Genomic DNA, 23,663 nt, shown 5'->3' on the forward strand with positions numbered 1-23,663 from the left:
ACTAGATAATTTTAAGACATTTTACCGTGTGTGCATCCCTTACAATCAGCATCCCGTCGGCATAAGCCATCGGCCCCCAGGCATCCCGGCCATCCATGATGCTTTGCTTCTTCAGGAGTTTCATACTCTTGCCTTCAAACTGATATACATACAGCTCACCGTCATCCTTAAATGCAAAAAGGAAGTTATTGATGATAAGATATGGGCCGAGTCCGAATTTTTCGTCCGCTGCCGAGGTCCACAAAGGCGTGTGTAAATCATCCGGTGAATAGCAAACCAGTTTGCCTCTCAGTCGTCCGCCGTCTTTGGGCATGACGCTGATTAACATGTCATCGTAGAATATCGGAGATTGCTGTTCACTCGATAAGCCTGCATTAGGCTTGTATTTGTCCAGCACTACAGTATTCCATGTACCGCCCGATTTATTAACCTCTATCATTACACCGCCCGAACCATAACCGGCAGTCATAAAAAAGCGATTGTCCGCCACTTGCACAGGCGAGGGAGCTACTACTGATGGTTGCCAACTATGGGTATGCCAAAGCAACTTGCCTTCCTTGTTTACTTCGGCAGATACCCCGCAGATACCACCAATGCCCACATACACATAATTTTTGACGCCATTTAGGGTCATCGGCATTATAGATGAATGTGACATTTTGAGTGCGGGTGTGTTGGGCGTGGTCCAGAGCGTTTCCCCGGTATGGCAATTCAGGCCGGTCATCAAAGCCTTTTTACCGGCAGGAGCCAGGATCAGAACATCGTTATCCACCAACGGACATTGCCCGGTGTACCAGAAAGGCACCTCAGTTTCATATTCTTTCTGCATGTCCAAAGACCAACGCATGTCGCCATTCTCCGGATCACAGCACATCACATGGCCTTCCGGGCCAATGGTGATGATGTACTCGTCCGTGATTACCGGTATCGACCTTGAAAAGCCGTGGTTGCGTTTAATTGGTACCCGGTACCATCGACGCCAGAGTTCTTTTCCCGTGTCAAGGGCAAAACAACGCAAGGCATCCGAACTTAGTTTTTCATCGTAATCCAGGAAATACACTTTCCCATTGTAAATGACAGGTGAGGCATGACCTTCCCCGGTTTCCACACTCCATATTTCCGGATAGTCACCCGGAGCTACATTGATGGCTTCGGGTGTTTTAATGATATTCGTATTGGATGAGCCTCTAAAGCGGGTCCATTTTCCCGTGAGGGAAGAAGCAGCCACCTCATAACGCATGAAAAACTCACCGATTTTGACATCGTTTGTTGAGCGCGTCAGCCCTTCCGGACGGTTATCGGCACCTGGTGCCTGAATGCTGAAGTCAGTCCTGGATGGCATAAGGTGCCACCCAAGAATCAGGCCTGCATATAACAATACGGTTGACAGCGTAATGATTTGGACGATTTTATTATCTTTCACTTTTACTTGAGGTTATAAGCCATTAAAGTATCGCCATGACGAACATATAGCAATCCCTTGTAAATCACTGGGTGTGCCCAGTGCTGCGCGGTACCCATGGTAATGTTGAAACGACTAACCACATCCAGTTTTTCCGGATTTTCTTTAGCCAGTATCATCTCACCACGATCGGTGTACATATATAGCATGCCATCATTGTAAATGATGTTACCCATAGCCATACCTTTGGCTTCGTACTTGATTTTACCGGTAAGCCAGTCTACACAGAACCAATAGCGATTTTTGTCCCCCGAACCGTAAGCATAGTCGCCCACTTTAACCATGGCACCCATACGGTTGTCTAACTTTTCTGAGAACCAGACTTTATGCACGGCTTTGCCGCCAGCGGTAACTTTCAGCATCACAGAACCTTTGCCATATCCACTGGTACACAATAACATATTATCACTGTAAATCGGTGTGTTAGCGTGCACCGACCAGCGGTTGGTTTGCTCATATGACCAAAATTTCACGCCTGTTTTAGCATCCACACCAATGATGTTATTGGCCGTCATCGTTACAATGATACCATATTCTTCTATGTACATGGGTGAACAATAGGCAGATAGGTCGCCCTCACCTGGTGTGCTCCAGATAAGTTTTCCTGTTTTTTTATTTAACGCAATTAGGTTGTTTTTCTTTCCTCCTGGAGTGGCGACTACCATATCCTCAACAATCAGTGGAGCTTCGTTAATTCCCCAGGTGATGTTGGAACCTTCAAATTCATCGAAAATTTTCTTTTTCCAGATCAGGCTCAGATCCTTTTGCTTGTAACAGAAAAGTTCACCAAGGCCGCTCATAATGTAAAGTCTACCTTCGTTAACGGTCACTGTGCCACGCGGTCCAACATAGTTCTTTGACCATTCTTTGCCGTACTTAACTTTGTTTAGAAGTTTGCCCGAAAGATCAAATACATATAAATAACCGGTATCTTCAATCATTCCAGTCAGATAAATTTTATCATCATTAATGGCCACAGAAGAGTGACCCTCTCCAAGTCCGTTGAAGTGCCATTTAAGTTCGGGGCCTTCCGCCGGCCACTCCTTTAATAAACCTTTTTCCTGGTAGATACCTGTCCGATCAGTACCGCGCCATTGAATATTATCTTGTGCATTTAGTCCAAATGCAATCAATAGCATACATATGATTAGTCCATGTTTCATTTGAGTAAGTTTTGTTTGTTAAGTTATTATTTTTGTCCGTGATAATTTTTTCTTGTAATTATTTAAAGCGTTTAGCGCAAAGGTGATGTTGTACATATCTTCCGAATACCATAACCTTGCAAAGTAAAGTCCGATTGGTTCCGGCTTTAGTAATTCTTTCGTTTCATATTTTAAATACAGAAAGTCAAAGGCTTTATCCAGCAGGCTTTGCTCAATTTGATCCAATGTACTTAATGCACTTAGTGCTCTGGCTGTCAGGGTAACTTTTGAACTGACACCTTTTGCGCCTCCCCATCCACCATCTGCATTTTGGCATTTCAACAGGTAAGCAGCACCTTTGGCCACTATTTCTTTGGCAATTGGATGATCGATACCAGCCAAATATTCCACAGATAAGGCTGTGCCATATACTGGTGAGCGTTCATCTTTTGCATCCTGATCACCAAACCAAAGTGGATACCAGCACCCTTCATTGCTTTGTTCCTTTTTCATCCAAAGCAACATGCGTCGGGCACCTTTGTCGCATTTCGTTTGCAACTCATTCGGTAACTGCACTCGCCACAAACTAAAAGCTAATAGGGCATGGGCTGTAATATCCGGACTGCTCCGGTCGAAAGGCAATTTACCCCAGCCTTTACAGAAAGTCGGAATGCCGCCATCTGAATTTTGTAGGGAGAGGATCCATTCCAGTCCTTTTTTAACTTCCAGGCTCATTTCACCATTGCTTAACTGGTGAAGAGCGACCAGCGCACCAGAAGTGTCATCAGCATCCGGTGCTGCACCCGGCAGGTTGGTCCATCCCCAGCCGCCTTCTTTTGCACCGGTAAAGGGGTGTTGGTATTTAAAGGCATTCTGCCTGATGTTATTAGCCAGATTCAAACGATCAGGGATGTTCTCACCAATTGCCCGTACACTGAGTGAGGTAACCCAGGCCGCCAGATTGGTATCAATCGGCCAGGAGCCGTCTTTACGGACGGTGTCGGTCAGAAAGCCGATGCCTTTTCTTACCGCCTCATGATCGCCATAGCCGGCACCACACATACACATGGCCACAAAACCTGTTAGCGGTGCTGCCTCAAGAAAGCCGCCATGCTTCGGCTGGAGTTTAAGTAATACTTTTAAGGCGCCAGAAATAAACCTTTCCCTTAACAGATTCCTACTTCCTTTTTTATAGCGCAGAATACCAACCGCTATTAAAGCCGGTATGGCGTAACTCACTACTGGCAAGCGCAGGAACCTGAATAATTTCTGCGGTAGAACTGACAATTCAAAAGGCAGTTGCGGAATGTTTTTCCAAGATGAGATCACACCGGCCAACGCGCACATCACCAGAATAGGTGCTGAGAATGTTAGGTCTTTTCCGTAATAGTTTAATACCCCGGTGATAATGTCCTGATCACTTATGCCATTGAACTTATTCTTTAGGAAGGCTTTGGTTTTTTCCGGTGTTTGACCTACCGCACTCAGGGTGGCAAAGGTCAGCAGGGTGGCAGTCATGTTCGATGGGCTTTCAGGACTGTCGCCCCATGAGCCGTCATCAAGCATGGTCTTTTTTAACCAGTCCACACCGTTTTTAATAAGAGACTGGTGGCGTTCAGTACCAGATATGTGCAAGGCAAATACAGCGACAGAAGTTGAAATAGCGCTCGACGACAGGTAGCCGGTCCACAGACTGCCATCTTCCGGTCGTTTTTTGAGCAACTCTCCGGAAACGTATTCGATCATCATATTTAGCTTTTCTTCCTGCATCTTTTTGTTTTAATTTTTTGATAATGCAGATCCTATGGCCAGCAAGCCATAAAAACAGTATTCCACATCGCTTTTGTGATCCAGTAAAGTGGCTACGAAGCCACCGGATTGGCTCCAATGGGCTTCAATAAATTCTAATGCCTCGTATTTAGGTTTTTCCTCGTAGCACTTCAAGGCAAATAATGCAGTGGCCGTTGAAAGCAAATCCGGAACTGGTGAGGATGGCACTGCCTTAAATCCACCCGTGGCTTCCTGCATCGATTTCAGAAACCGGATTGCGTCATCCTGCGAAGTGCCATTTAGCTGCCCCAGCACCGATAAAGCCGCAGTGGTGGCATTGGTGGTGGCTGTTGAGCCACCTTCCACATTCATGTATCCGCCATCCTTATGACGATATCTTTCAAGGCAGGCTTCTGTTTTTGTTTTGTCAGCAAGCTTATTGCCGGTATCTTCGAGTAAGGATAACCAGATAAATTGAGTATATGGTGTTCGGGCATCCTCATGTGGCACATGCTTAAATTCTTCCAGTGCTTTAACAGATTGTTTGCCCAATGAATTAAGCCAGGTAAGAACGCGTCCGTTTTTACGCAGGGAATGGATTAAGCGGCAGCGTTTGTAGGCCGCATAATGAATTAAATCCAGTTCGTCTTCATTTCGGCCCGCGAGGTATTCGTTCATCTTATCGTGATCGAGGTGAATACCCAACACCATGCTCATCATCCAGCCAAATGAGGTATAATACAAATCCGACTCACCATTTTTATTCATGAACGATTGATCTTCCAGCATTTGGGATTGCACAAAAGTAGATAAGTACCCCTTGGCTTCTTCACCGAGTTGATCCTTCGCCACTATCAGTGTGTCCAGTATGTTTGCGGAAATGGATTGCATATTATTTTAATATCCGGCCGGTTACTCTGAATAACAGGCGTTTTAATTCTGTATTTGTGATTTGATTTATTAAGTCCAGGGCTTCTTTGTGGTAGCTGTCCACCATATCCTGAACCCGCACAAGTGCACCTTCCAGTATGCCGGCATGATCCTCCGACTGTAAGAATCCCTTAAGGTCTTCAGTGTGCAAAAGCGAATGCACAAATAATTCATCCGTATTTGCCTCACAGATTGCCGCCAGTACAGCTGATGGCCTTATGCTGAGCGGATTGTCTGTTTCAAAATCCTCAATGTCATCTTTCAGCTGATAGGCAATACCAAGGGCATTGGAATATTTGCTAAGAATTTGACGGGTTCCTTCTTGGTCATTTGCACATAGTGACCCTATCAATAAAGAAACCTCAAAAGCAGGAACCGTCTTGTGTTTAAAGATATCCAACACATAATCCATGTGCAATGCTTGTGGGCTTTCGCTCCATTCGAGTTCCATTCCCTGCCCTTTGCACAAGGCAATGTGTGCATCGGAGGCCACTTTTATTAATCTCATGTGATCACATTGGGCTAGCAGTCGGTAGCCTTCACCCAGGTACATGTCGCCCACATTAATGGCGATCGGTACACCATACTTGGCATTGACTGTTTCCTTGCCATAGCGTGTTAAGTCATCATCTTGTATGTCGTCGTGCACCAGTGATGCTTTATGAAAACACTCAATGGCAATGGCTGCGCGCTGCACTTTTTCAGGTATTTCGTTCTTTCCGCTTATAGCCATGTAGGTGGCGGCTAATAAATAGGGACGCCAGCGTTTACCGTCACCACCCATCCATTGTCTGGCTATGGTGGATGTTTGGTCATCAAGTGGTGAGAGCACTTTGCTTAGGTTTTCGGGCTGAAACCAATTTTTGATGGTCGATTTCAGCAGGTCGTAGTTCAGCAGGTTGGCGGTTTGTTCCGATTTCATTCCCATGATCCGGTACACATAGTTTTCATCCACTGTCGTATCCTTGCATCCGTCTTCATTGAGCGGAATGGCTAGTCCGGGCACGGCATTGTTAATCAATAGAGGAAAGGCTTTCTCCAGCGAATCAAGGCAACTTACGCCAATCACCGCATCCACCACACCACCTTCCACCAGGCCGACTACTGATGTAAATCCCTCCGCCACCAGGCTCATCATACCCAATTCTTCGGCACGGGTTTGCAAATCAGGTATGTTGCAATGGTTGCACATATTGCATAACAAACCCAGCTCGTCAATGTCCGCTTTACAGGATGATGAATTGCTCAGGCATTTAGGTAGCAACAGAATACGTTTATGGTGCGGAATTGAGGCCACAGTATCAAACCACACCGCATTGTTAAGTTCCACCATCAACCAGCCTTTAATGGTTGTATCCAGCGCTCGCTTATTAATCAGCTGCATGGCCATGTCTGAAAGCAGATCCATCGAAACAGGAGGGGTGATGGTTTGCTCTTTGATGAAAGACCTGATGTTATTTCGTAACATCAGGCGTTCTTCCTTCGTCCCCGGAACCTCGTATTTAAATTGTGTTTTTTCCATACTATCAAGCTCTTTAACCGTAAGCGCCAAATCCGAAGAAGTATTTCTTCTTCATGATTTTATAAAATACATTCTCCTCCGGTATTTCCCTGCCATTCTGATCGTGTCCGGCCACCGGTGTCATGTTTCGATATTCCTGCAGCACTGTTTGCCGTGAAGATGAATCCTGGGCATGGTATTGCTCAGAAAATTCGGCAAGCTTGTTTGGGTTTTCCAGGAGGATACATCCCCTGGAACCATCTGCAGTCATGGTTCTTAAATCAGCGAGGAACTTTGATTCTTCAAATAATTCCTGCAGGTTGCTGCCATCTTCGTTGATGTAATCAGTGGCCATCTGCAACGGCGGGCAGAATTCAACAGCGCCACCAGGTGAAATATGGTGACTCATGCCGGTTGCTGCCGGGCAGAGCGCATTCCCTTTGGCATCCCAATAGGTGTCGATGAGGAAAAGGGGTGCATCCAGGCGTTGTTTCACAATGAATTTGCGTAACTCCAGAATCTGATCTTCGCTTAGTGCATTGTCCGGGTCAGGATTGGCACCCACGGGACGGTAGATGTAATACCAGAGATAATGAACCCCTTCTTTAGCCAGCAGTTCAATGTACTCACGGTTTACCAAATCATTGTAATTGCCCTTGCATATACTAGCTGCCGCACCAAACATCAACTTCGCCTTTTTACAGGCTCTGACTCCATTAAGTGTTTTGTTATATACCTCGTCGCCTCCACGGCGTTTTTCGCTTTCCTCTTTCAGTCCTTCAATGCTGATAAGCGGGGTGATGTTGCCCAGTTTTTTCATTCGCATAGCCACTTCATCTGTTATGAGCATACCATTGGTAAACAGCTGAAAATAACAGTCGGAATGTTTTTCCATGATGTCAAAAAGGCCCTTGTACAACAAGGGCTCGCCACCTAAAATGCCAAAAAAGAAAGAACCTTTTTTCTTGCTTTCTGTAATGATGCCGTCCAACTGTGCCTTACTGAGAGATTTTTTACCTCCTACCGACACCCAGCAGCCACTGCATGCCAGATTGCAGCTCTCCGTTACTGAGATCATCACGAATGCAGGGAAGAAAGGTTCGCCCTTGGCCTGTCGTTTCTCAAACTGTCGCATGTTCTTCAGGTTGCGCCAGGCGAAGTTGTACAGGATTTTCCATACAAGGCGTGGTGAAACTTCCAGAGGCACCCGCAACATTGTTTTAAAATTGGCTGTATATTCTCTAAGTGTCATTATTGATTGTCTTTTTTAAGCATCGAAAAACGATTCCGGTTTTGCTGCAAGCGATATTGCAGGCGCTTTTGATACATAGCTGCTTTATCTTCTTCCGAAAATACTTCTTCTATTTCTGTGCCGCCATTGATTGGGGATTTCTCGTACTTGGGGAAAATGATGGCCTGGCTCGGGCACATACGGGCGCAAGCCGGGCAATTGTTTTTGCAGTTGTGTGGCTTTGTTACCTTCACCTGTTTGTTTATGACAGTATAAACACCAAAAAGGCAGAAATCGTGGCATTTGCCACAATCGGTACATTTCGATTTGTCGATTACCGGATACCAGGCGTCTTTACCTTCATGTACGGGCAACGCTTCTATTTCTTTTAGCATTTCTGCTTTAGCTTCCTCTGTGTTTTGTTTTGTGATTTCAAATAAGGCTATTACATCATTGGAACTGGTTTTTCGGGCTTCAACAATGGGGCCTGGTGCAATCCCCAGCCAGTTCATTTGGTTGTTTACGACTCTTCTGTGGCAGGCGATAATGGTGCCTTTGGCAGCGTCTTTTGTCTGATCGGGATTGTCGGCAACTAAGCGGCACAGATCCTCTGTTATTTTGACCTGATAACCATTGCCTTTTAAAGTGGCAGCAATTTCGGCTACTTTGTTTTTATCCATAAAAGTGCGCGAAGTACATGCGCAAATGGTGACATCCTTAGAGTACATCTCTTATAAATTTGGATTTAAACATTTAAAATACAATGAAAGTCCAAGTTATCGGGCCAAGTCTGCCCAAAAAGGAAAAAATTATGAACAAAAACGAAATTTAATTAAGATAAAAAGCTCTGAAAATCATTAAATTATATTTTTCAAAAAGTACCTACACCATCGGGTATTGTTTTTATGGCAGCAAGAAAGATGGGAAGTTGCATAGGTCTGACATAATGCTGTTTTCCGAATTTCACGAATTTTTTATGTACAATTATTCATACTATAATCTTTGATTCTAATCTTTTATCTGGGATCTTAGGTCCTGCAATTGGTCACTATGGTCAGTGTATTGAAAATGTGTTACTTGTGGTTTGGTATTGTACACGTTGCTCATCTCTCTCTACTCACCATGGGCTATTTCCTGCTAATATTTTGTGGGCATATGCGCATATTAACAGTTTGTGTTGTATATTTGTCTTTATTTTTAATCAAATTAAATAAGGATAGCGTAAAATATATGAATTAGATTTTTTAATTTTCGAAACGCAATATTCCTTATCATTTATACTAAAATTATTATATCAGATGAGTTTCTATCCTCAGCTCGTAATAGATGCGCTTAAACACGTTCGTCATCCCGGAAAGGGAAAGGATATTGTTTCGTTGGAAATGGTAGAAGACGACATTAAAATTGACGGCAAAAAAATTAGCTTCAGTTTGCTTTTTGACAGGCCCAACGACCCGATGATACCTTCGCTGAAGAAGGCTTGTGTTCAGGCCATCGAGACCTACGTTGGCGAGGATGCCGAAATTAGGGGCAATATCTACGTAAAAATAAAGCCAAAACCCAAGGCAGAGCCGGTAAAGTTATTGGCCGATGTTAAAAATATAATCGCTATTGCTTCCGGAAAAGGGGGAGTAGGAAAATCTACGGTAACCTCTAACCTGGCAGTTGCTCTGGCTAAGGCCGGTTATTCGGTGGGCTTGTTGGATGCAGATATTTTCGGGCCATCGATTCCCAAAATGTTTCATACGGAAGATGCCCGTCCGCTGCTGGATAAAGTAGACGGTAGGGACCGAATTATCCCGGTTGAGAAATATGGGGTTAAGATGCTTTCCATCGGGTACTTCGTAGATCCTAAAGACGCTACCATTTGGAGAGGGGCTATGGCTACCAACGCCATTAAGCAGTTAATTACGGAAGGAAGCTGGGGGGCATTGGATTATTTGCTGATCGATTTGCCTCCGGGTACCAGCGATATACACCTGACCATGGTTCAAACACTATCCATTAACGGAGCGGTAATCGTTACAACTCCGCAGGATGTGGCTTTGGCCGATGCCATTAAGGGAGTAAGCATGTTCAAGAGTAAAAACATAAACGTGTCAATATTGGGTTTGGTGGAGAACATGGCTTGGTTTACGCCAGCCGAGCTACCCGACAATAAATACTATATATTTGGTAAAGAGGGGGGGAAGAAATTGGCTGATGAACTTGAAGTGCCTTTGTTGGGACAAATCCCAATTGTACAGAGCATACGCGAAGGTGGTGATGAAGGCGAACCGGCAGCCTTGAACGAAGATACTGTGACAGGTGCAGCGTTTGCCGAAGTAGCCCATAAAGTTGTGGATGCAATGAAGCAAAGAAACAGCAATTTGCCTCCTACAAAAATTGTTGAAATAAAAACCCGTTGATCATGAAAAATAACAATCACTTTAAAATAATTGAAGAAGCCCTGGAAGAAATAAGACCTTACTTAAAGGCCGATGGAGGGGATATTTCATTGCTGGAAGTATCGGACGATTTAGTTGTGAAAGTGAAATTGATGGGAGCTTGTGTAGGCTGTCCGATGAGTTATCAAACTATGAAAAACGGTATTGAGCAGGTGGTGAAAAAAGCTGTTCCCGAAGTCAAGGAGGTGTTGGCCATTAACGAATAGTAAATGATTACATTTGTTTTGATAAAAGCCGATATTTGATGTCGGCTTTTGTTGTTACGGGACTTGACTGTCCCGAAAAAAATAATTTTAATTTGGTTTCATGACGTGGATTTTCCAAAATATAAAAAAACAGTAGATTTTGATAATTTCAGGATCAAACGCTGATTATTACCCCTTTACCAATGATCTAATGTTATGGATAAAAAATTTAAATACATAGGTTTTGATGCGGATGATACCCTTTGGGTTAACGAAACTTATTTCAGGGAGACGGAACATGTTTTTGCTATTCTTTTACGAGATTTCTGTGATGAAGAAGGGGTGATAAAAGAGTTGTATAAAACGGAATTGAAGAATCTGAAAAATTACGGATATGGAATTAAAGGTTTTATCTTATCATTAATTGAAACGGCCGATACACTTAGTGACGGAAAAGTACCTGTTGAAACAATTATGCGCATTGTTGAACTGGGAAAAGAATTGTTGAACAAGCCGGTTGTTCTGATCGATGGAATAGAACAGGTACTAATAAGTCTGACTGAAAAAGGATATAAGCTAATTGTGGCCACAAAAGGCGATCTTCTGGATCAGGAACGAAAACTAAGACGATCTAATCTCGAAAAACATTTTCATCACATTGAGGTAATGAGCGATAAAAAGGAAGCCAATTATAAAAAGCTGTTGGCGCACCTGGATATTGCGCCAGAAGAATTCTTGATGGTGGGAAATTCCCTGAAATCGGATGTTATTCCAGTGCTGAATTTGGGGGGCTCGGCCGTTCATGTGCCGTTTCACACCACTTGGGAACATGAACATGCTGAGCATGACACGGAGATTCATCAATTTGTTGAGTTGGAAACTGTGGGAGAACTGATGGACGCCTTAAAATTGTAAATTGAGGTTTGATGGGCACTTTTTGATTTTGTGCCATACTTATTGTAACTTGATAATCTACACGATTTATCAATGTAAAAACCACTGTTATGGAACCCAAAATTGCTCAAAAAAGCCCATTCGAAGCTGATTTATCTGAAGGCGTATCGGTATTTTGGTGTGCTTGCGGCCAAAGTGCCAATCAGCCATTTTGCGATGGGTCGCATCAAGGAAGCGAATTCACTCCGGTAGAGTATGTGCCTGAAAGATCGGGTGCGCATTTTTTATGCGGTTGCAAGAGAACGGGCAATAAGCCCTTGTGTGACGGAACGCATAACGGTTTGTAACCTAATAGCTGCTGGCGGTAAGCTGGTGGCTTTTTTTATTTCGTCTCGCTCTCTTTTTCCCGTTTTATCATATTATAAATGGTAGACTTGCCAATGTCCAGCTTTTTGGCCACCTTAAGTACGTTATTGTCGTATTGGCGAAGATAGTGCCTGATGATTCTTTCGGTATATTCCTTTAAGCTCATTTCTTCTGCAAGAATATCCAGCTCTGTATTGCTGGAGTTAAACAGGATATTTTCTTCGTCAATTTGCTGGCTGCTGGCCATAACAGCACTAAGTTCTATAATGGCCTTCAATTCGCGCACATTTCCCGGGAAAGCATAGCCAAGCAGTTTCTTTTTAGCCCTTGAAGTAAAGGCCATAGGCTCCAGCTTGTTGTCGTCGCAAAAACTGTTTAAGAAAAACTGACTCAAGGTAATGATATCATTTTGTCTGTTTTTGAGCGGAGGGAGATGAATTGGCAATCCAAGTAAACGGTAATATAAATCTTCCCTAAAATTACCCAGTTTAACTTCTTCCATTAAATCCTTGTTGGTAGCGGTAATAATGCGGGTGTTTACCTTAATGACTTCATTTCCACCTACGCGGGTAATCTCCCTTTCCTGCAATACTCTCAGCAGTTTCACCTGAAGGTTGATGTCCATTTCGCCAATCTCATCTAAAAAAATCGTGCCGCCTTCTGCCTCCTCAAATTTTCCTTTTTTGGTAAGGATGGCTCCCGTAAACGCCCCTTTTTCGTGTCCGAAAAGTTCACTTTCTATCAGGTCGCGGGGGATGGCTCCCATATTTACTGCAATAAAAGGTTTGGCTTTGCGTATGGAGTTGTAATGAATGGTTTTGGCGATGAGCTCCTTCCCGGTTCCCGTGTCCCCGTATACCGATACATTGATATTCGGTACTTTTACGGCTTTTTCAAGTAAGGCGAATACCTCTTTCATAGCCGGACTGTCACCGATAATTGCATTGCCAAAATTATATTTATGGGCTATCTCACTTTTTAATTGCGAAATTTCCTCCAGAAGTTGTTTTTTGTTGCGTATGTTGTTGACACTGTTTAGCAGGCGGTCTTTAATGTTTTCGTCTTTGGTAATATAGTCGTATGCACCTTCCTTTAGTAAACTGACGGCCGTTGTTATGCTGTCCTGGCCTGAGATGACAATTACTTCAATATCAGGGTTGTATTTTTTTATTTTCTTAAGAATCTCGTTTCCGGTAAAGTCTGGCAGGCCCAGATCTAGCGTAACCACATCGGGGTTGTCGGGTAGATGTTTAAAAAAAGATTCACCATCAAAAAAGGTACCGATCTCGAAATCCGGATTCAGCGATAAAGAGTGTTCAATTAATTTATTAAAAACCCGGTCGTCTTCAACTACATGAATTTTCATTAATAGCTAACTTTTTGTGATAATTCAAATATATTTGTTCTTTACAATTAGGAACTATCATTCTTGGTTAAAACTTGGAAACGCAAAAAAATAGGCCACAATATATAAAATTGTTTTTGCAAAGATGGTTATTTAAAATTTAGATATAATATTTTTGAGTAAAGGCAGTTTTAATTGTGATGGATATTTGCCCGTAACATGGGTGATTTCAATAGTTTATTTGGATAACGACCTGTTAAAATTTGACCATTGATAATTAATTAGGATAAATGAGGTTAAAAATAATATATTTCCTGCTACTGATAACTTTTTTATGGGGGTGCTCAACTAAAAAAAACACTAGTTTAAGTAGAGGCTATCATAACTTGACGGCACATTACAACGTGTATTTTAACGGAAGAGAGAGCTTTAAGGAAGGGGTAAAAGCTATCGAGGCAAGTAATGTGGATGATTATACACAAATGCTGGCGGTTTTTCCCGAATCTAAACCGGGCGCCGAATCGGTTGCCGGTAGCCAAATGGATAGGGCAATTGAAAAGGGCGCTAAGTTGATAAAAGTTCATTCCATTCGTAAAAAACCTGAAAACAGGCGCGATGATCAATCCATAAAATATAAAAAGTTCCTAAGCCAGAATGAGTTTAACAAATGGGTAGACAATGCTTACCTTTTAATTGGCAAATCACATTTTTATAAACGCGAATATTATGTGGCCCAGCAAAGTTTTGCTTATATATTTAGGGAGTTTCAGGAAGGCCCGGAATGGTACGAGGCCGAAATTTGGAACGCACGAGCGGCCATCGAATTAGGCGATTTTGCCCAGGCTAAAATACAGCTCGAAAACTATGACATGGAAGGGAAAGCTCCTGCCGGACTTTTTGGCCTGTACGCAGCAACTTACGCCGATTTTTATATGCGGCAAGGCAGGTATGCCGAAGCTATTCCTTTTATGAAGGAAGCGGTCAACGGAGCCGGGTCGAAATATTACCGAAGAAGGTTCAATTTTATTTTGGCCCAGTTGTATCAAAAACAAAAACAATATACCCAGGCTAGCCAGGCATACGAAGCGGTTATCAAATCTAACCCGCCATACGAAATGGCCTTTAACGCCAAAGTAAACCGTGCCGGTATGTTATTCGAAGAAGGCGGACTGGAAGCGGTTAAAAAAGAAATTAAACGACTTTTAAGGGATAAACGTAATTCCGATTACGAAGACCAGATTTATTATGCTTTGGCCATGGCCTACAAAGCAGAGGCGCATGAAGAACTTGCTATGGAAAATTTCTTGCTTTCCATTGAAAAAAGTATCGACAATAACCACCAAAAAGGGATGTCTTTCTTTGAATTATCGGAGATTTACTACGATAGGCCTGAATATAAACCTGCTTACTACTATTTGGATACGGCCATCGTTAATCTGAACGAAAATTTTCCCGGGCTCCAAGTTATTGAGGCCAGGCACGAAAGCTTAACTGACCTGGTAGCCAATATCAATATGGTTGAACGCGAAGATAGTCTCTTAAAAGTGGCCGCCATGCCGGAACAACAACGTTTGGCCTTAATTGATGGAATTATCGAGGACGTGAAAAAGAGACAAGAGGCGCTGAAAAAGCAGCAGGAGAAGGGCACAAACGGAGATGTGTTCTACGATCCAATGATGAGTCAGTCTTATACCGGTACACAATCGCAAGGCGGTAAATGGTATTTCTACAACCAAACCTCGATGGGTATGGGTAAATTAGAGTTCGAAAAGCTTTGGGGCCGGAGAAAGCTGGAGGATAATTGGCGCAGAAGCAACAAGCAAGCCGTAGTTGAAGAACCTATGGATATGGGAGACCCTGAAGATATGTTTGGAGAACCGGAAGGTGTACCGAAAGATTCGGTTGGAGGTAACGAAGCCGTGCTGGCTGTGATGGCCAAAGAAAAGGAAAATAATCCTATGGTAAGAGATTCGTACCTAAAGGATATACCATCCACGCCGGAATTGTGGCTGGCTTCAAATAAAAGAATTCAGAGCGGATTGCTGAACCAGGGGCTGATTTATAAGGATGAACTTGAAAACATACCATATGCCATAGATGCTTTTGCCGAGTACGCCAAAAGGTATCCGGACGGCGATTTTATCGAGGATGTGTACATGAATTTGTACCTGTGTTTCGAGAAACAAGGCGACAGCCAAAAAATGGCCGGGATCAAAGATATATTGATGGATAAGTTTCCTGATGGGGAATTTACGGCATACTTGAACGATCCTGAATACTTTGAGAAGAAGCATGCCAGAAACAGAAAAATGGAAGCGCTTTATCAACAAACATATACCAGCTATCTGTTCAACGAATTTGAAGTTCCGGTGACAAATGTTAGGGAAGCGCATCATATAGATGAAGAAAATGTTTTGATTCCAAAGTTTAAGTTACTGGCGGCTCTTTCTTACGCAAAAATGGGCATTGAAGATCGTTTTGTAAATGAATTAGAGGAGATTAAAGAGGTTTATGCCAGCAGCGAAGTTGCTCCGTTGGCCGTTGAAATGCTGGCCTTATATCATGAGGGAAGGATGCCGGTTCAGGGGGCTGTAACTACGAATCTAATGGCCAAAAGGACCGAGGAATTTACCAGGGAACAACAGGATTTGGGCAACACGCAAGTTCGGGAGCAAGTTGCCACTTCCTATACCATCGATCATAAGTCGCAACATAGTTTGATATTGCTGGTGAATCCGGAAGCCGATATCAACCGGCTTAAATTTAATATTGCCGATTATAACTTCTCCAAATTCTTGCTCAACGATTATGAAATGGGGAAAACCCAACTGCCCGATGGAACCCCTGTTTTTTCGGTGTCGGGATTTAATAACCGCCTGGAAGCGCTCGATTATTTCTATTCGTTACGCGAACGTTCCGAAATATTTGAAGTGGATGATTTAGAGTACCAAAAGTTATATGTTATTCACGGTAAAAATCAGGAATACCTGCTTTCATCGGGTGATGTGGACGGTTACGATGACTTTTTTGCCGAGAATTACTTATCGGCCGAAGCTTTTAAAAACCTGGAGGAAGAACGCAGGCAGGCAGCAAGAGATGCGTTGGAAGCTGAAAAGTTGAAAAAACAGGAAGAAAAAAGGATTCAAGAAGAGCAATTGTTGCCGGAACGGAAGGCGCAAGTAACGCAGCAGCCAGGGGCGGCAAAAGAAAGTGAAGAAACAAAAAAGGCAGCACCTTTGATTTCAGAAGCGAAACCCGAAACCATAGTTTTAGAAAAAAAGCAAGCACCCAAAGCCGCAAATCAAAAGGAGATGGCTGCAAGCCAGACACCATCAACGGTTGCTAAAGAAAAGTCAGTGACCCAGGAGCTTTCGGAGCTGGCCGAACCGGTAACTGAAGTTGCATCCGAAACAGAACCGATCATTGAAAAGCCAGGCTCGCCGTTTAAATATGAGGAAGGAGCACATCGTGCCCTAATATTGTTTAAAAAAGGACATATTAATACAGAGCGCATCGGAACCGTGTTTAAAAATTATACCAAAAGTAATTATGGAACGAAATATGAGGTGGAACACAATGCAATGGGAACGGATTACTATTTCATGGTGATCAAAGGGTTTGCAAATGCCGATGAAGCAAAAGCTTATTTAAATAAAGTGAAATTGAATAGCTTTTTAATGCGGGAGATATCTCGTGCCAAACATTATTTGTGGGCTATTAGCGATAATAATTTCTCAAGGTTGAGCAACGAAGAATCCTTTGAATTATATCAGCAGTTTTATAAATCGAAATACTAAAATAATAACAATGGTGGATGCAAGAAAAGTAAATATTTTATGGGTTGATGATGAGATAGATTTATTAAAGGCCCATATACTATATTTGCAAGAGAAAGGTTTTGCCGTTAAAACAGCCACTAATGGTCAGGATGCGTTGGTTTGGGTAGAGGAGGAGCATTTCGATTTGATTTTTCTGGATGAGAACATGCCGGGACTAAGCGGCCTGGAGGTACTTGGCAAATTAAAGAACATGATGCCGGAAGTGCCCATTGTGATGATTACCAAAAGCGAGGAGGAGGACATCATGGACCAGGCCATCGGCAGTAAGATCTCCGATTACCTGATAAAGCCGGTCAACCCCACGCAAATATTGCTGACTATAAAAAAACATGTCGACCAGCGACGGTTGGTGGCTGAAAAAACAACCAGCAGCTATCAAACAGAGTTTGGAAAGATAGGGCTGAAGATAAACGATTCCTATAGTTTTGATGACTGGGCTGAGGTGTACAAACAGCTGGTGTACTGGGAAATTGAGCTGGAGGAAACCAAAGGCGAGATGGATGAGGTACTGAAAATGCAAAAGACGGAAGCCAACCATGCTTTCACTAAGTTTGTGAAACGGAACTATGTCGATTGGATAAGTGATGCCGACGGTGAATCCCCGTTGATGTCGCACCACTTTATGAAAGAAATTACCCTACCACTGCTGGAAGAGGGTAATAAAGTAATGATGTTGGTGATCGATAATTTTAGGTTCGACCAATGGCTTATGCTCAAGCAGGAGGTGCTGAAAACGTTCCGTTCGGAAAAGGAGGAAATATACAGTAGTATTCTGCCAACAGCCACCCAATATGCCCGTAACAGTTTGTTCTCGGGATTAATGCCAGCACAAATTAAAACAATGTATCCGCAGTATTGGCTCGACGAGCACGAGGAGGGCAGTAAAAACCAATTCGAGGAACAGCTGATTGGTACTTTCTTTGAACGCTTCCGCAAAAAGATCAATTATTCCTATCAAAAGGTACACAACATAGATTCAGGTAAGCAGCTCATCGATAATTATTCCGATTTATTAAAGGACGACTTATCCGTGGTTGTGTTTAATTTCGTGGATATGTTGTCGCATGCCCGTACCGAGAGTAAGATGATCAAGGAATTGGCTTACGACGAATCGGCCTATCGGTCGCTTAGTAAGTCGTGGTTTCTGCATTCGGTAATGAAAGAGTTGCTCGACAAGCTAGAGCATGAAAACGTTAAGGTGATCATCACCACCGACCATGGCACCATTCGTGTTAAAAATGCAATTAAAGTGGTGGGCGACCGAAACACAACCACGAACCTGCGCTACAAACAAGGGAGAAATCTTAATTATAAGGCAAAGGAAGTTTTTGAGGTGGTTAAGCCCGAAGAAATACTTTTGCCCAAGGTTAATGTGTCAACAAGTTATATATTTGCAACCAACGAAGATTTTTTAGCCTATCCCAACAATTATAACCATTATGTGAGTTACTATAAAGATACCTTCCAGCATGGGGGAATATCCATGGAGGAAATGCTGATTCCGTATGTAGTGTTAACCCCGAAAGAATAACCCGTGCAAAAGGAGAAAATGTGCGACCATGACGAGCAATGAATTATTTTATTTGGAGTCATGATTTAAATGAATTACCGATGAATAAATTTTTAATTCCTTCAATTAATAAGATAAACCAGGTAGCAGAGGCCTTTTTAAAAGCCTACCCGGAGCCGGCCGTTTTTTGTTTTTATGGTTCCATGGGGGCGGGTAAAACTACTTTTATCCAGGCACTATGCGAAAAGTTAAAAGTGGTGGATGTGGTCAACAGTCCTTCCTTTGCCATCGTTAACGAGTACAATACCCAGTCCGATGATTCTATCTACCATTTCGATTTTTACCGTTTAAAGGAAGAAGAAGAAGCCTTTGATTTAGGCTATGAGGATTATTTTTACTCCGATAGCTACTGCTTTGTGGAATGGCCCGAGAAGATTGCTTCCTTACTCCCCGAAAAAAGATATGACGTAAAGGTGACTGTATTGGATGATAACAGCAGGGAGATAGAGGTAATACCGTTTTAAACATAAGTAAGCTGTAGGTATTAAACCCGCAATATGCATTAGTAATTCTATTACACATTGAAATTACTTTAAAACAAGACACTTCGTTGCATCACTTCAACTCACCAGAACGATGAAAACCTAGTAAGATTGCACTTTCAATGTTCATGACGAAGTTCTAATACATAATCCGGGTTTAACAGGTGAAAATTACAAAGGGAAAGTATTTGAGTTAGCCGGAGATACTGCTTATACCCTTAGTGATTTGGCAGCAGAGATATCGAAACAAAGCGGTAAAGATTTACCATATCGGAATTTGCAGGAGGAAGAATACGCCAAAATCTTGGAAAGTTTTAATATCCCAACACCATTCGCCAGTGCAATTGCAAACTGGGATGTTAGTGCTTCAAAAGGCGACTTGTTCAACAAATCCGGGGAGCTTTCTAAGCTAATTGGTAGACCTACAACTTCGTTGGCCGAATCGGTGAAACTAGCGCTATAATTATTATTGGGATTGGGGTAGCAATTTCTGCTTTAATTACATTAATTATGGGCTTTTAGATGCCGACTATTAGCTTCAATTTTAAGTTTTAGCATTCAATACTGGGATTATATGTGATTTGTCAATGGAAGTAAAATTTGACATTTTACCAATAATTGGTAAATTTGAAAAAACTAAAGAAATGAAAAATACATCCGTTTCACTCGGTAATTATTTCGACCAATTTGTTCAAACTCAAGTATCAACTGGTCGATACAAAAATGTTAGTGAAGTGATTCGAGCAGGACTTCGACTTTTAGAAAATGAAGAAAGTAAGGTGATTGCTTTAAGAAATGCAATTCAAGAGGGAATTGATAGTGGAATTGCTCACGACTTTGACCCAGAAAAACACCTTCAAGAATTAAGAGCCAAAAAGAAAATAAATGGCTGAGTATAAACTGACAAACAAAGCAGTTGAGGACTTGAGCCGAATTTGGGACTATACATTCGATAAATGGTCTGAATTGCAAGCAAACCGATATTATGAAATGCTTCTTAAAAGTTTCCAAGATATTGCCGATAATCCAGATTTAGGTAAAAATTATACTGGAATAACATTCGACCTTTTCGAACTTAAGACAAATCGACATATAATATTTTATCGGAAATCCTTGAATAGACCGATTGAAATAACGAGGATTTTACACGAACGAATGGACTTGAAAAATAGAATAACCGAATAAAACCTACACCCAATAAATAGGAATATGAGCAGTCTGCAATGCCTGTCCCGAAAGACGGGAGCCCAGCGATTATTCCAGGTTGAACTACAACCCAGCTTTAATACCTGCCAGGTATTTTAATAGGTTTTTTGCGTTATTTTATAGCTTTTGAATACGCGACACTACGTTTGTTTTTACTTTTACACCAGCTTTTAGCCGTTGGTTTTACTGATAATGTATGTTTTGGTCCGAAAATACTACACTTTAGGCACTACGATGCTAAACCTCAAGAAAATGAAGTTTTTTAATGGGGTTCTTTTTGTTACAATAATTTAGACCTGAGTACTTTCACTAAATTTTGGACAGGTGAGCGATACCCGGTAGGAAGTATACAAAAGATATTTGAAAAAGCGAAGCGAAAAACCGGTATACAAAGAAGAGTGACCACACATAGCTTACGGCATTCGTTTGCTTCGCATTTAATAGAAAACGGGGTGGATATTAAGATTATTCAGGAACTAATGGGACATCACTCTTTAAAAACGACAGAAATATATTCTCATGTTGTTATGAAAAAGCTTGAAAATATAAAAAGCCCTATCGATAATTTAGATATATAAAATGATTCTGTTTATATTTGGTTATGTAAAAAAGACTATTATGATTACAATATTCGCAAGCAGGTCGGTAAAATTTAGGTCATATGGTTTTTAGTAGCTTTAAAGGATTAAGTAAACGTATTTAAACGATTAAGTAAACGTTTTTTACACGATTAAGAAAACGTTTTTAAACGATTAAAATAACTGATTATATATGTGGTATAGAAACCATAATCGAAATAATAAAGTCATTACGGTCTCTATATCCAAGTTAGGGCACATATACAGAGACCATACCAAGCAATTAAATTGATTAAACATGAGAAACATTTTTTACATTTTGGGATTCATAACCATATTTGGGTGTAAATCTGAATCAGCAGTACTTACAATTGAAAGTGATTATTCAGGAGAAGCATACCTTTACAATACTGTAACGCAAAAGATTGATACAATAATGTCTTCGGGTAGTGGCTTTTTCATCAATTCGTTAAGCTTAGAAAGTCCAACTTTATTTTATTTAGTATTTAAAGACATTAATGATTTTTCAAGGCCATTTTTTTTAATACTGTCAAATCAAGAGACACAAATAAAATTCAATGATTTAATACCGATTATTTGTAATACTCAGAATTATAATGATTGTTATCCTAACAGGCCTTTGTTTTTGTCAGACCCAAATAAGAATGAAGAATTTTATAAATTTCATGATTTGTGGATTCAATTCAGTAACAATGTAATTAAGCCAGAATTAGATATTGAGGCAAGAAAAGGACTGTATGAAAGTTTTATTAGTACTTCTGAAAAGTTAATAATAGAAGACAAAGATTTATACGTATCTGCTTCCATTATTGATTTTTTAATGAATAACAATCTAATTCAACTCGATAAAATACAGTTGTTTTATTCCTATTTAGAACCTGATATTAAACTAAGTTTTATCGGACAAAAGATTAAAAAAGAGGCTGGATTTGATATTCAGACTCCAGCACCTAAATTTTCATTTCAGGATTTTAATGGGATAAATTATTCATTAGACAGTTTAATTGGTAAAAAAGTTTTATTGCACTTCTGGTCTTCCACATGTGCTCCATGTGTTAAGGAGATACCTGCGCTTAAAGAATTGGCAAAAGAAGACAATGGTTTAGTTATTGTTAATATCTCACTTGATACAGACAAAAGTAGATGGATTTCAGGTATGGAACGATTAGGGATAATTGATATGATAAACTTCTGTGATTTTAATGGAGCAAAAGGTAGAATTTGTCAGGATTATCATATAAAAGCAATTCCTGCGAATTATTTGATAGATGAAAAAGGTAACATTGTTGTAAAAAAAGAAACTTTACAAGGAATTAAAGCTAAATTATAAAATACGTGCCCTAACACTGTATAAATTCAATGCGGGTAAAGTGCGGAATTTGAGCGTGTTAATATTTAATCTGTAGCGGTGAAAATTTGAAACGAAATGCAAGAAATCCCGCACTGCATTTATACTAAACGTTAGCAGTTATTATAAAAAAACAACTACATGGAACCAACAATTGAAGATGTTAGCAAAAGGATGAAGGTTACCTTGTTTAGTGAAAATCAAACTGATGAGGTTTATAAAAGATATTCTATTCGGGAAAAGACATTAAAAAACAACATTGATAGAGCCATGAATTCAATTCTTGAACATGTTGAAAAAACTGAGAATGTTAAACTGAATCATTGGCAAACAGAAAAAGCTACACGAAATGTTAGTAACCTATCAAAATATATTGAGATTCTTTTTTCAAAGTTAAATAAGGAATCTATTATAGAATATTGTGATAATTCGGACAAATCGTTAACAGATTTAACCTTTGATGATGATGAATTCATATTCCTTGTAAATTCTTATTATGGAAATATATTACTGGATATTGTTTGGGCATCGGATATATCGGTATCAGATGTTATTAATATAACTCATGGAAAAATAGATGATAAAAACTTAAAAAGGAAACTACCGAAAAAAGTTAGTGAAATAAAAAAAAATGTTTTACCTTTTTTCAAAAAGATTGGAATCAATAATGAATTAATTGATACAATAAATCAATCTATTTTGTGCTATAATAAAAAAATTCATAAAGGATCAGGAATATTATTAATGGTTGCAATTGAAGGAATTGTTAGAGAGTTTGGTGAAAGATTGATGATAAAACAAGAAATTAAAGAAGCTATCCAAAATAAAGAGTATAATTCGTTAGATTCATTTCTTCGTTCTATTCCATGGAAAGAAGATATTGTGATAACACAAGATAAGTTTATGTTTTTAACGGGTAATTATACTTTTACAAATCTGAAACAAAAAGAATTTCTCAACGAAAATGTTAGTGTGAATTTTAAAACTAGACTTGATTTCTTGCGCAGAACGTTTAAAGAAGAGCGAAATCAAGTATTGCACGGTGAACATATCAAAAATGGACAAGTTTGGGATTTGTATAGAAATTTTTCAGCTTTATATGAGGTATATGATACAATTAAGTATTATAATGAGAATCAATAACAACTGCTAACAATGCATTATAAATAATTGCCGTTTAGTGGTTTATGGGAGCTTTTTCTCCCGCTTATACTTTGGTGGAATTTGAAGTGGAATTAGTCCGAAATCGGCAACTATTCATATGCGTAACGTTAGGGCCTATTATAGAAAACTGTTTATGGAATTATTGATACTAATATTTATATTTTTTATTGCTCTTTTAGGTT

The 23,663-nt window shown here is 40.7% G+C and carries 21 protein-coding genes; 13 read left to right on the forward strand and 8 right to left on the reverse strand.

Annotation, left to right across the window (positions count from 1 at the left end; genetic code table 11):
- Window position 1: 1 nt before the first annotated feature.
- Genes ACT29I_RS23135 through ACT29I_RS23165 form a run of 7 tightly spaced genes read right to left on the reverse strand, consistent with a single transcriptional unit; the run spans window position 2 to window position 8,764 of the window.
- Entirely contained in the window at window positions 2-1,423 is a 1,422-nt protein-coding gene (locus tag ACT29I_RS23135; protein WP_444794534.1) for an outer membrane protein assembly factor BamB family protein, read from the reverse strand.
- A gap of 2 nt (window positions 1,424-1,425) precedes the next feature.
- Complete coding sequence (locus ACT29I_RS23140; protein ID WP_444794535.1) at window positions 1,426-2,625, reverse strand: outer membrane protein assembly factor BamB family protein; 1,200 nt, start codon at window positions 2,623-2,625, stop codon at window positions 1,426-1,428.
- Window positions 2,626-2,643: 18 nt separating this feature from the next.
- On the reverse strand, window positions 2,644-4,374 hold the full coding sequence (locus ACT29I_RS23145; RefSeq protein WP_444794536.1) for a prenyltransferase/squalene oxidase repeat-containing protein: 1,731 nt from the start codon (window positions 4,372-4,374) through the stop codon (window positions 2,644-2,646).
- Window positions 4,375-4,383: 9 nt separating this feature from the next.
- Entirely contained in the window at window positions 4,384-5,265 is an 882-nt protein-coding gene (locus ACT29I_RS23150; RefSeq protein ID WP_444794537.1) for a prenyltransferase/squalene oxidase repeat-containing protein, read from the reverse strand.
- Between the two features lies 1 nt (window position 5,266).
- Complete coding sequence (locus ACT29I_RS23155) at window positions 5,267-6,826, reverse strand: polyprenyl synthetase family protein (protein WP_444794538.1); 1,560 nt, start codon at window positions 6,824-6,826, stop codon at window positions 5,267-5,269.
- Between the two features lie 13 nt (window positions 6,827-6,839).
- Window positions 6,840-8,057, reverse strand: coding sequence for a radical SAM/SPASM domain-containing protein (locus ACT29I_RS23160; protein WP_444794539.1), 1,218 nt, complete (start codon window positions 8,055-8,057; stop codon window positions 6,840-6,842).
- Window positions 8,057-8,764, reverse strand: coding sequence for an ATP-binding protein (locus tag ACT29I_RS23165; protein WP_444794540.1), 708 nt, complete (start codon window positions 8,762-8,764; stop codon window positions 8,057-8,059). Before ACT29I_RS23165 ends, ACT29I_RS23160 begins: the two co-directional genes overlap by 1 nt.
- Window positions 8,765-9,334: 570 nt before the next feature.
- On the opposite strand from ACT29I_RS23165, the gene ACT29I_RS23170 reads away from it, so the two are divergent.
- From ACT29I_RS23170 to ACT29I_RS23185, 4 genes are all read left to right on the forward strand, one after another.
- Window positions 9,335-10,444: an Mrp/NBP35 family ATP-binding protein gene (locus ACT29I_RS23170; RefSeq protein WP_444794541.1), complete on the forward strand. Its 1,110-nt coding sequence runs from the start codon at window positions 9,335-9,337 to the stop codon at window positions 10,442-10,444.
- A gap of 2 nt (window positions 10,445-10,446) precedes the next feature.
- On the forward strand, window positions 10,447-10,689 hold the full coding sequence (locus ACT29I_RS23175; RefSeq protein ID WP_430936324.1) for a NifU family protein: 243 nt from the start codon (window positions 10,447-10,449) through the stop codon (window positions 10,687-10,689).
- 195 nt (window positions 10,690-10,884) lie between these two features.
- Window positions 10,885-11,583, forward strand: coding sequence for an HAD family hydrolase (locus ACT29I_RS23180; RefSeq protein ID WP_430936326.1), 699 nt, complete (start codon window positions 10,885-10,887; stop codon window positions 11,581-11,583).
- An 89-nt stretch (window positions 11,584-11,672) separates the two neighbouring features.
- A complete protein-coding gene (locus ACT29I_RS23185; RefSeq protein ID WP_430936328.1) occupies window positions 11,673-11,909 on the forward strand; it encodes a CDGSH iron-sulfur domain-containing protein in 237 nt (78 codons plus the stop codon).
- A gap of 35 nt (window positions 11,910-11,944) precedes the next feature.
- Here the strand turns inward: ACT29I_RS23185 and ACT29I_RS23190 are convergent, their stop codons facing one another.
- Complete coding sequence (locus ACT29I_RS23190) at window positions 11,945-13,294, reverse strand: sigma-54-dependent transcriptional regulator (protein WP_430936330.1); 1,350 nt, start codon at window positions 13,292-13,294, stop codon at window positions 11,945-11,947.
- A gap of 269 nt (window positions 13,295-13,563) precedes the next feature.
- On the opposite strand from ACT29I_RS23190, the gene porW reads away from it, so the two are divergent.
- The 9 genes from porW (at window position 13,564) to ACT29I_RS23235 (ending at window position 23,460) form a co-directional block, all read left to right on the forward strand.
- Complete coding sequence (gene porW, locus ACT29I_RS23195; RefSeq protein ID WP_444794542.1) at window positions 13,564-17,070, forward strand: type IX secretion system periplasmic lipoprotein PorW/SprE; 3,507 nt, start codon at window positions 13,564-13,566, stop codon at window positions 17,068-17,070.
- A gap of 10 nt (window positions 17,071-17,080) precedes the next feature.
- Window positions 17,081-18,643, forward strand: coding sequence for a T9SS response regulator signal transducer PorX (gene porX / locus ACT29I_RS23200; RefSeq protein ID WP_430936334.1), 1,563 nt, complete (start codon window positions 17,081-17,083; stop codon window positions 18,641-18,643).
- 80 nt (window positions 18,644-18,723) lie between these two features.
- Entirely contained in the window at window positions 18,724-19,146 is a 423-nt protein-coding gene (tsaE, locus tag ACT29I_RS23205; RefSeq protein WP_430936336.1) for a tRNA (adenosine(37)-N6)-threonylcarbamoyltransferase complex ATPase subunit type 1 TsaE, read from the forward strand.
- A 244-nt stretch (window positions 19,147-19,390) separates the two neighbouring features.
- Entirely contained in the window at window positions 19,391-19,627 is a 237-nt protein-coding gene (locus ACT29I_RS23210) for a hypothetical protein (protein ID WP_430936338.1), read from the forward strand.
- Window positions 19,628-19,751: 124 nt separating this feature from the next.
- Window positions 19,752-20,057, forward strand: coding sequence for a type II toxin-antitoxin system ParD family antitoxin (locus ACT29I_RS23215; RefSeq protein ID WP_444794543.1), 306 nt, complete (start codon window positions 19,752-19,754; stop codon window positions 20,055-20,057).
- Complete coding sequence (locus ACT29I_RS23220) at window positions 20,050-20,349, forward strand: type II toxin-antitoxin system RelE/ParE family toxin (protein ID WP_430936342.1); 300 nt, start codon at window positions 20,050-20,052, stop codon at window positions 20,347-20,349. The genes ACT29I_RS23215 and ACT29I_RS23220 overlap by 8 nt, the downstream gene beginning before the upstream one ends.
- 368 nt (window positions 20,350-20,717) lie before the next feature.
- Window positions 20,718-20,948 carry a tyrosine-type recombinase/integrase gene (locus tag ACT29I_RS23225; protein WP_444794546.1) on the forward strand — a complete coding sequence of 77 codons (231 nt, stop codon included), beginning with the start codon at window positions 20,718-20,720 and terminating at the stop codon, window positions 20,946-20,948.
- 298 nt (window positions 20,949-21,246) lie between these two features.
- Window positions 21,247-22,299, forward strand: a complete 1,053-nt coding sequence (locus tag ACT29I_RS23230; RefSeq protein ID WP_444794544.1) for a TlpA family protein disulfide reductase — start codon at window positions 21,247-21,249, stop codon at window positions 22,297-22,299.
- 159 nt (window positions 22,300-22,458) lie between these two features.
- A complete protein-coding gene (locus ACT29I_RS23235; RefSeq protein ID WP_444794545.1) occupies window positions 22,459-23,460 on the forward strand; it encodes a hypothetical protein in 1,002 nt (333 codons plus the stop codon).
- Window positions 23,461-23,663: the final 203 nt, after the last annotated feature.

Origin of the sequence: Saccharicrinis sp. GN24d3 (genome assembly GCF_052400645.1) — a bacterium.
GTDB lineage: Bacteria > Bacteroidota > Bacteroidia > Bacteroidales > Marinilabiliaceae > Saccharicrinis.

Coding starts and splice junctions, on each gene's coding strand:
- ACT29I_RS23140 (WP_444794535.1), bottom strand. CDS start 2,625: ATGAAACATGGACTAATCATATGTATGCTATTGATTGCATTTGGACTA.
- ACT29I_RS23145 (WP_444794536.1), bottom strand. CDS start 4,374: ATGCAGGAAGAAAAGCTAAATATGATGATCGAATACGTTTCCGGAGAG.
- ACT29I_RS23150 (WP_444794537.1), bottom strand. CDS start 5,265: ATGCAATCCATTTCCGCAAACATACTGGACACACTGATAGTGGCGAAG.
- ACT29I_RS23155 (WP_444794538.1), bottom strand. CDS start 6,826: ATGGAAAAAACACAATTTAAATACGAGGTTCCGGGGACGAAGGAAGAA.
- ACT29I_RS23160 (WP_444794539.1), bottom strand. CDS start 8,057: ATGACACTTAGAGAATATACAGCCAATTTTAAAACAATGTTGCGGGTG.
- ACT29I_RS23165 (WP_444794540.1), bottom strand. CDS start 8,764: ATGTACTCTAAGGATGTCACCATTTGCGCATGTACTTCGCGCACTTTT.
- ACT29I_RS23170 (WP_444794541.1), top strand. CDS start 9,335: ATGAGTTTCTATCCTCAGCTCGTAATAGATGCGCTTAAACACGTTCGT.
- ACT29I_RS23175 (WP_430936324.1), top strand. CDS start 10,447: ATGAAAAATAACAATCACTTTAAAATAATTGAAGAAGCCCTGGAAGAA.
- ACT29I_RS23180 (WP_430936326.1), top strand. CDS start 10,885: ATGGATAAAAAATTTAAATACATAGGTTTTGATGCGGATGATACCCTT.
- ACT29I_RS23185 (WP_430936328.1), top strand. CDS start 11,673: ATGGAACCCAAAATTGCTCAAAAAAGCCCATTCGAAGCTGATTTATCT.
- ACT29I_RS23190 (WP_430936330.1), bottom strand. CDS start 13,294: ATGAAAATTCATGTAGTTGAAGACGACCGGGTTTTTAATAAATTAATT.
- porW (WP_444794542.1), top strand. CDS start 13,564: ATGAGGTTAAAAATAATATATTTCCTGCTACTGATAACTTTTTTATGG.
- porX (WP_430936334.1), top strand. CDS start 17,081: ATGGTGGATGCAAGAAAAGTAAATATTTTATGGGTTGATGATGAGATA.
- tsaE (WP_430936336.1), top strand. CDS start 18,724: ATGAATAAATTTTTAATTCCTTCAATTAATAAGATAAACCAGGTAGCA.
- ACT29I_RS23215 (WP_444794543.1), top strand. CDS start 19,752: ATGGAAGTAAAATTTGACATTTTACCAATAATTGGTAAATTTGAAAAA.
- ACT29I_RS23220 (WP_430936342.1), top strand. CDS start 20,050: ATGGCTGAGTATAAACTGACAAACAAAGCAGTTGAGGACTTGAGCCGA.
- ACT29I_RS23230 (WP_444794544.1), top strand. CDS start 21,247: ATGAGAAACATTTTTTACATTTTGGGATTCATAACCATATTTGGGTGT.
- ACT29I_RS23235 (WP_444794545.1), top strand. CDS start 22,459: ATGGAACCAACAATTGAAGATGTTAGCAAAAGGATGAAGGTTACCTTG.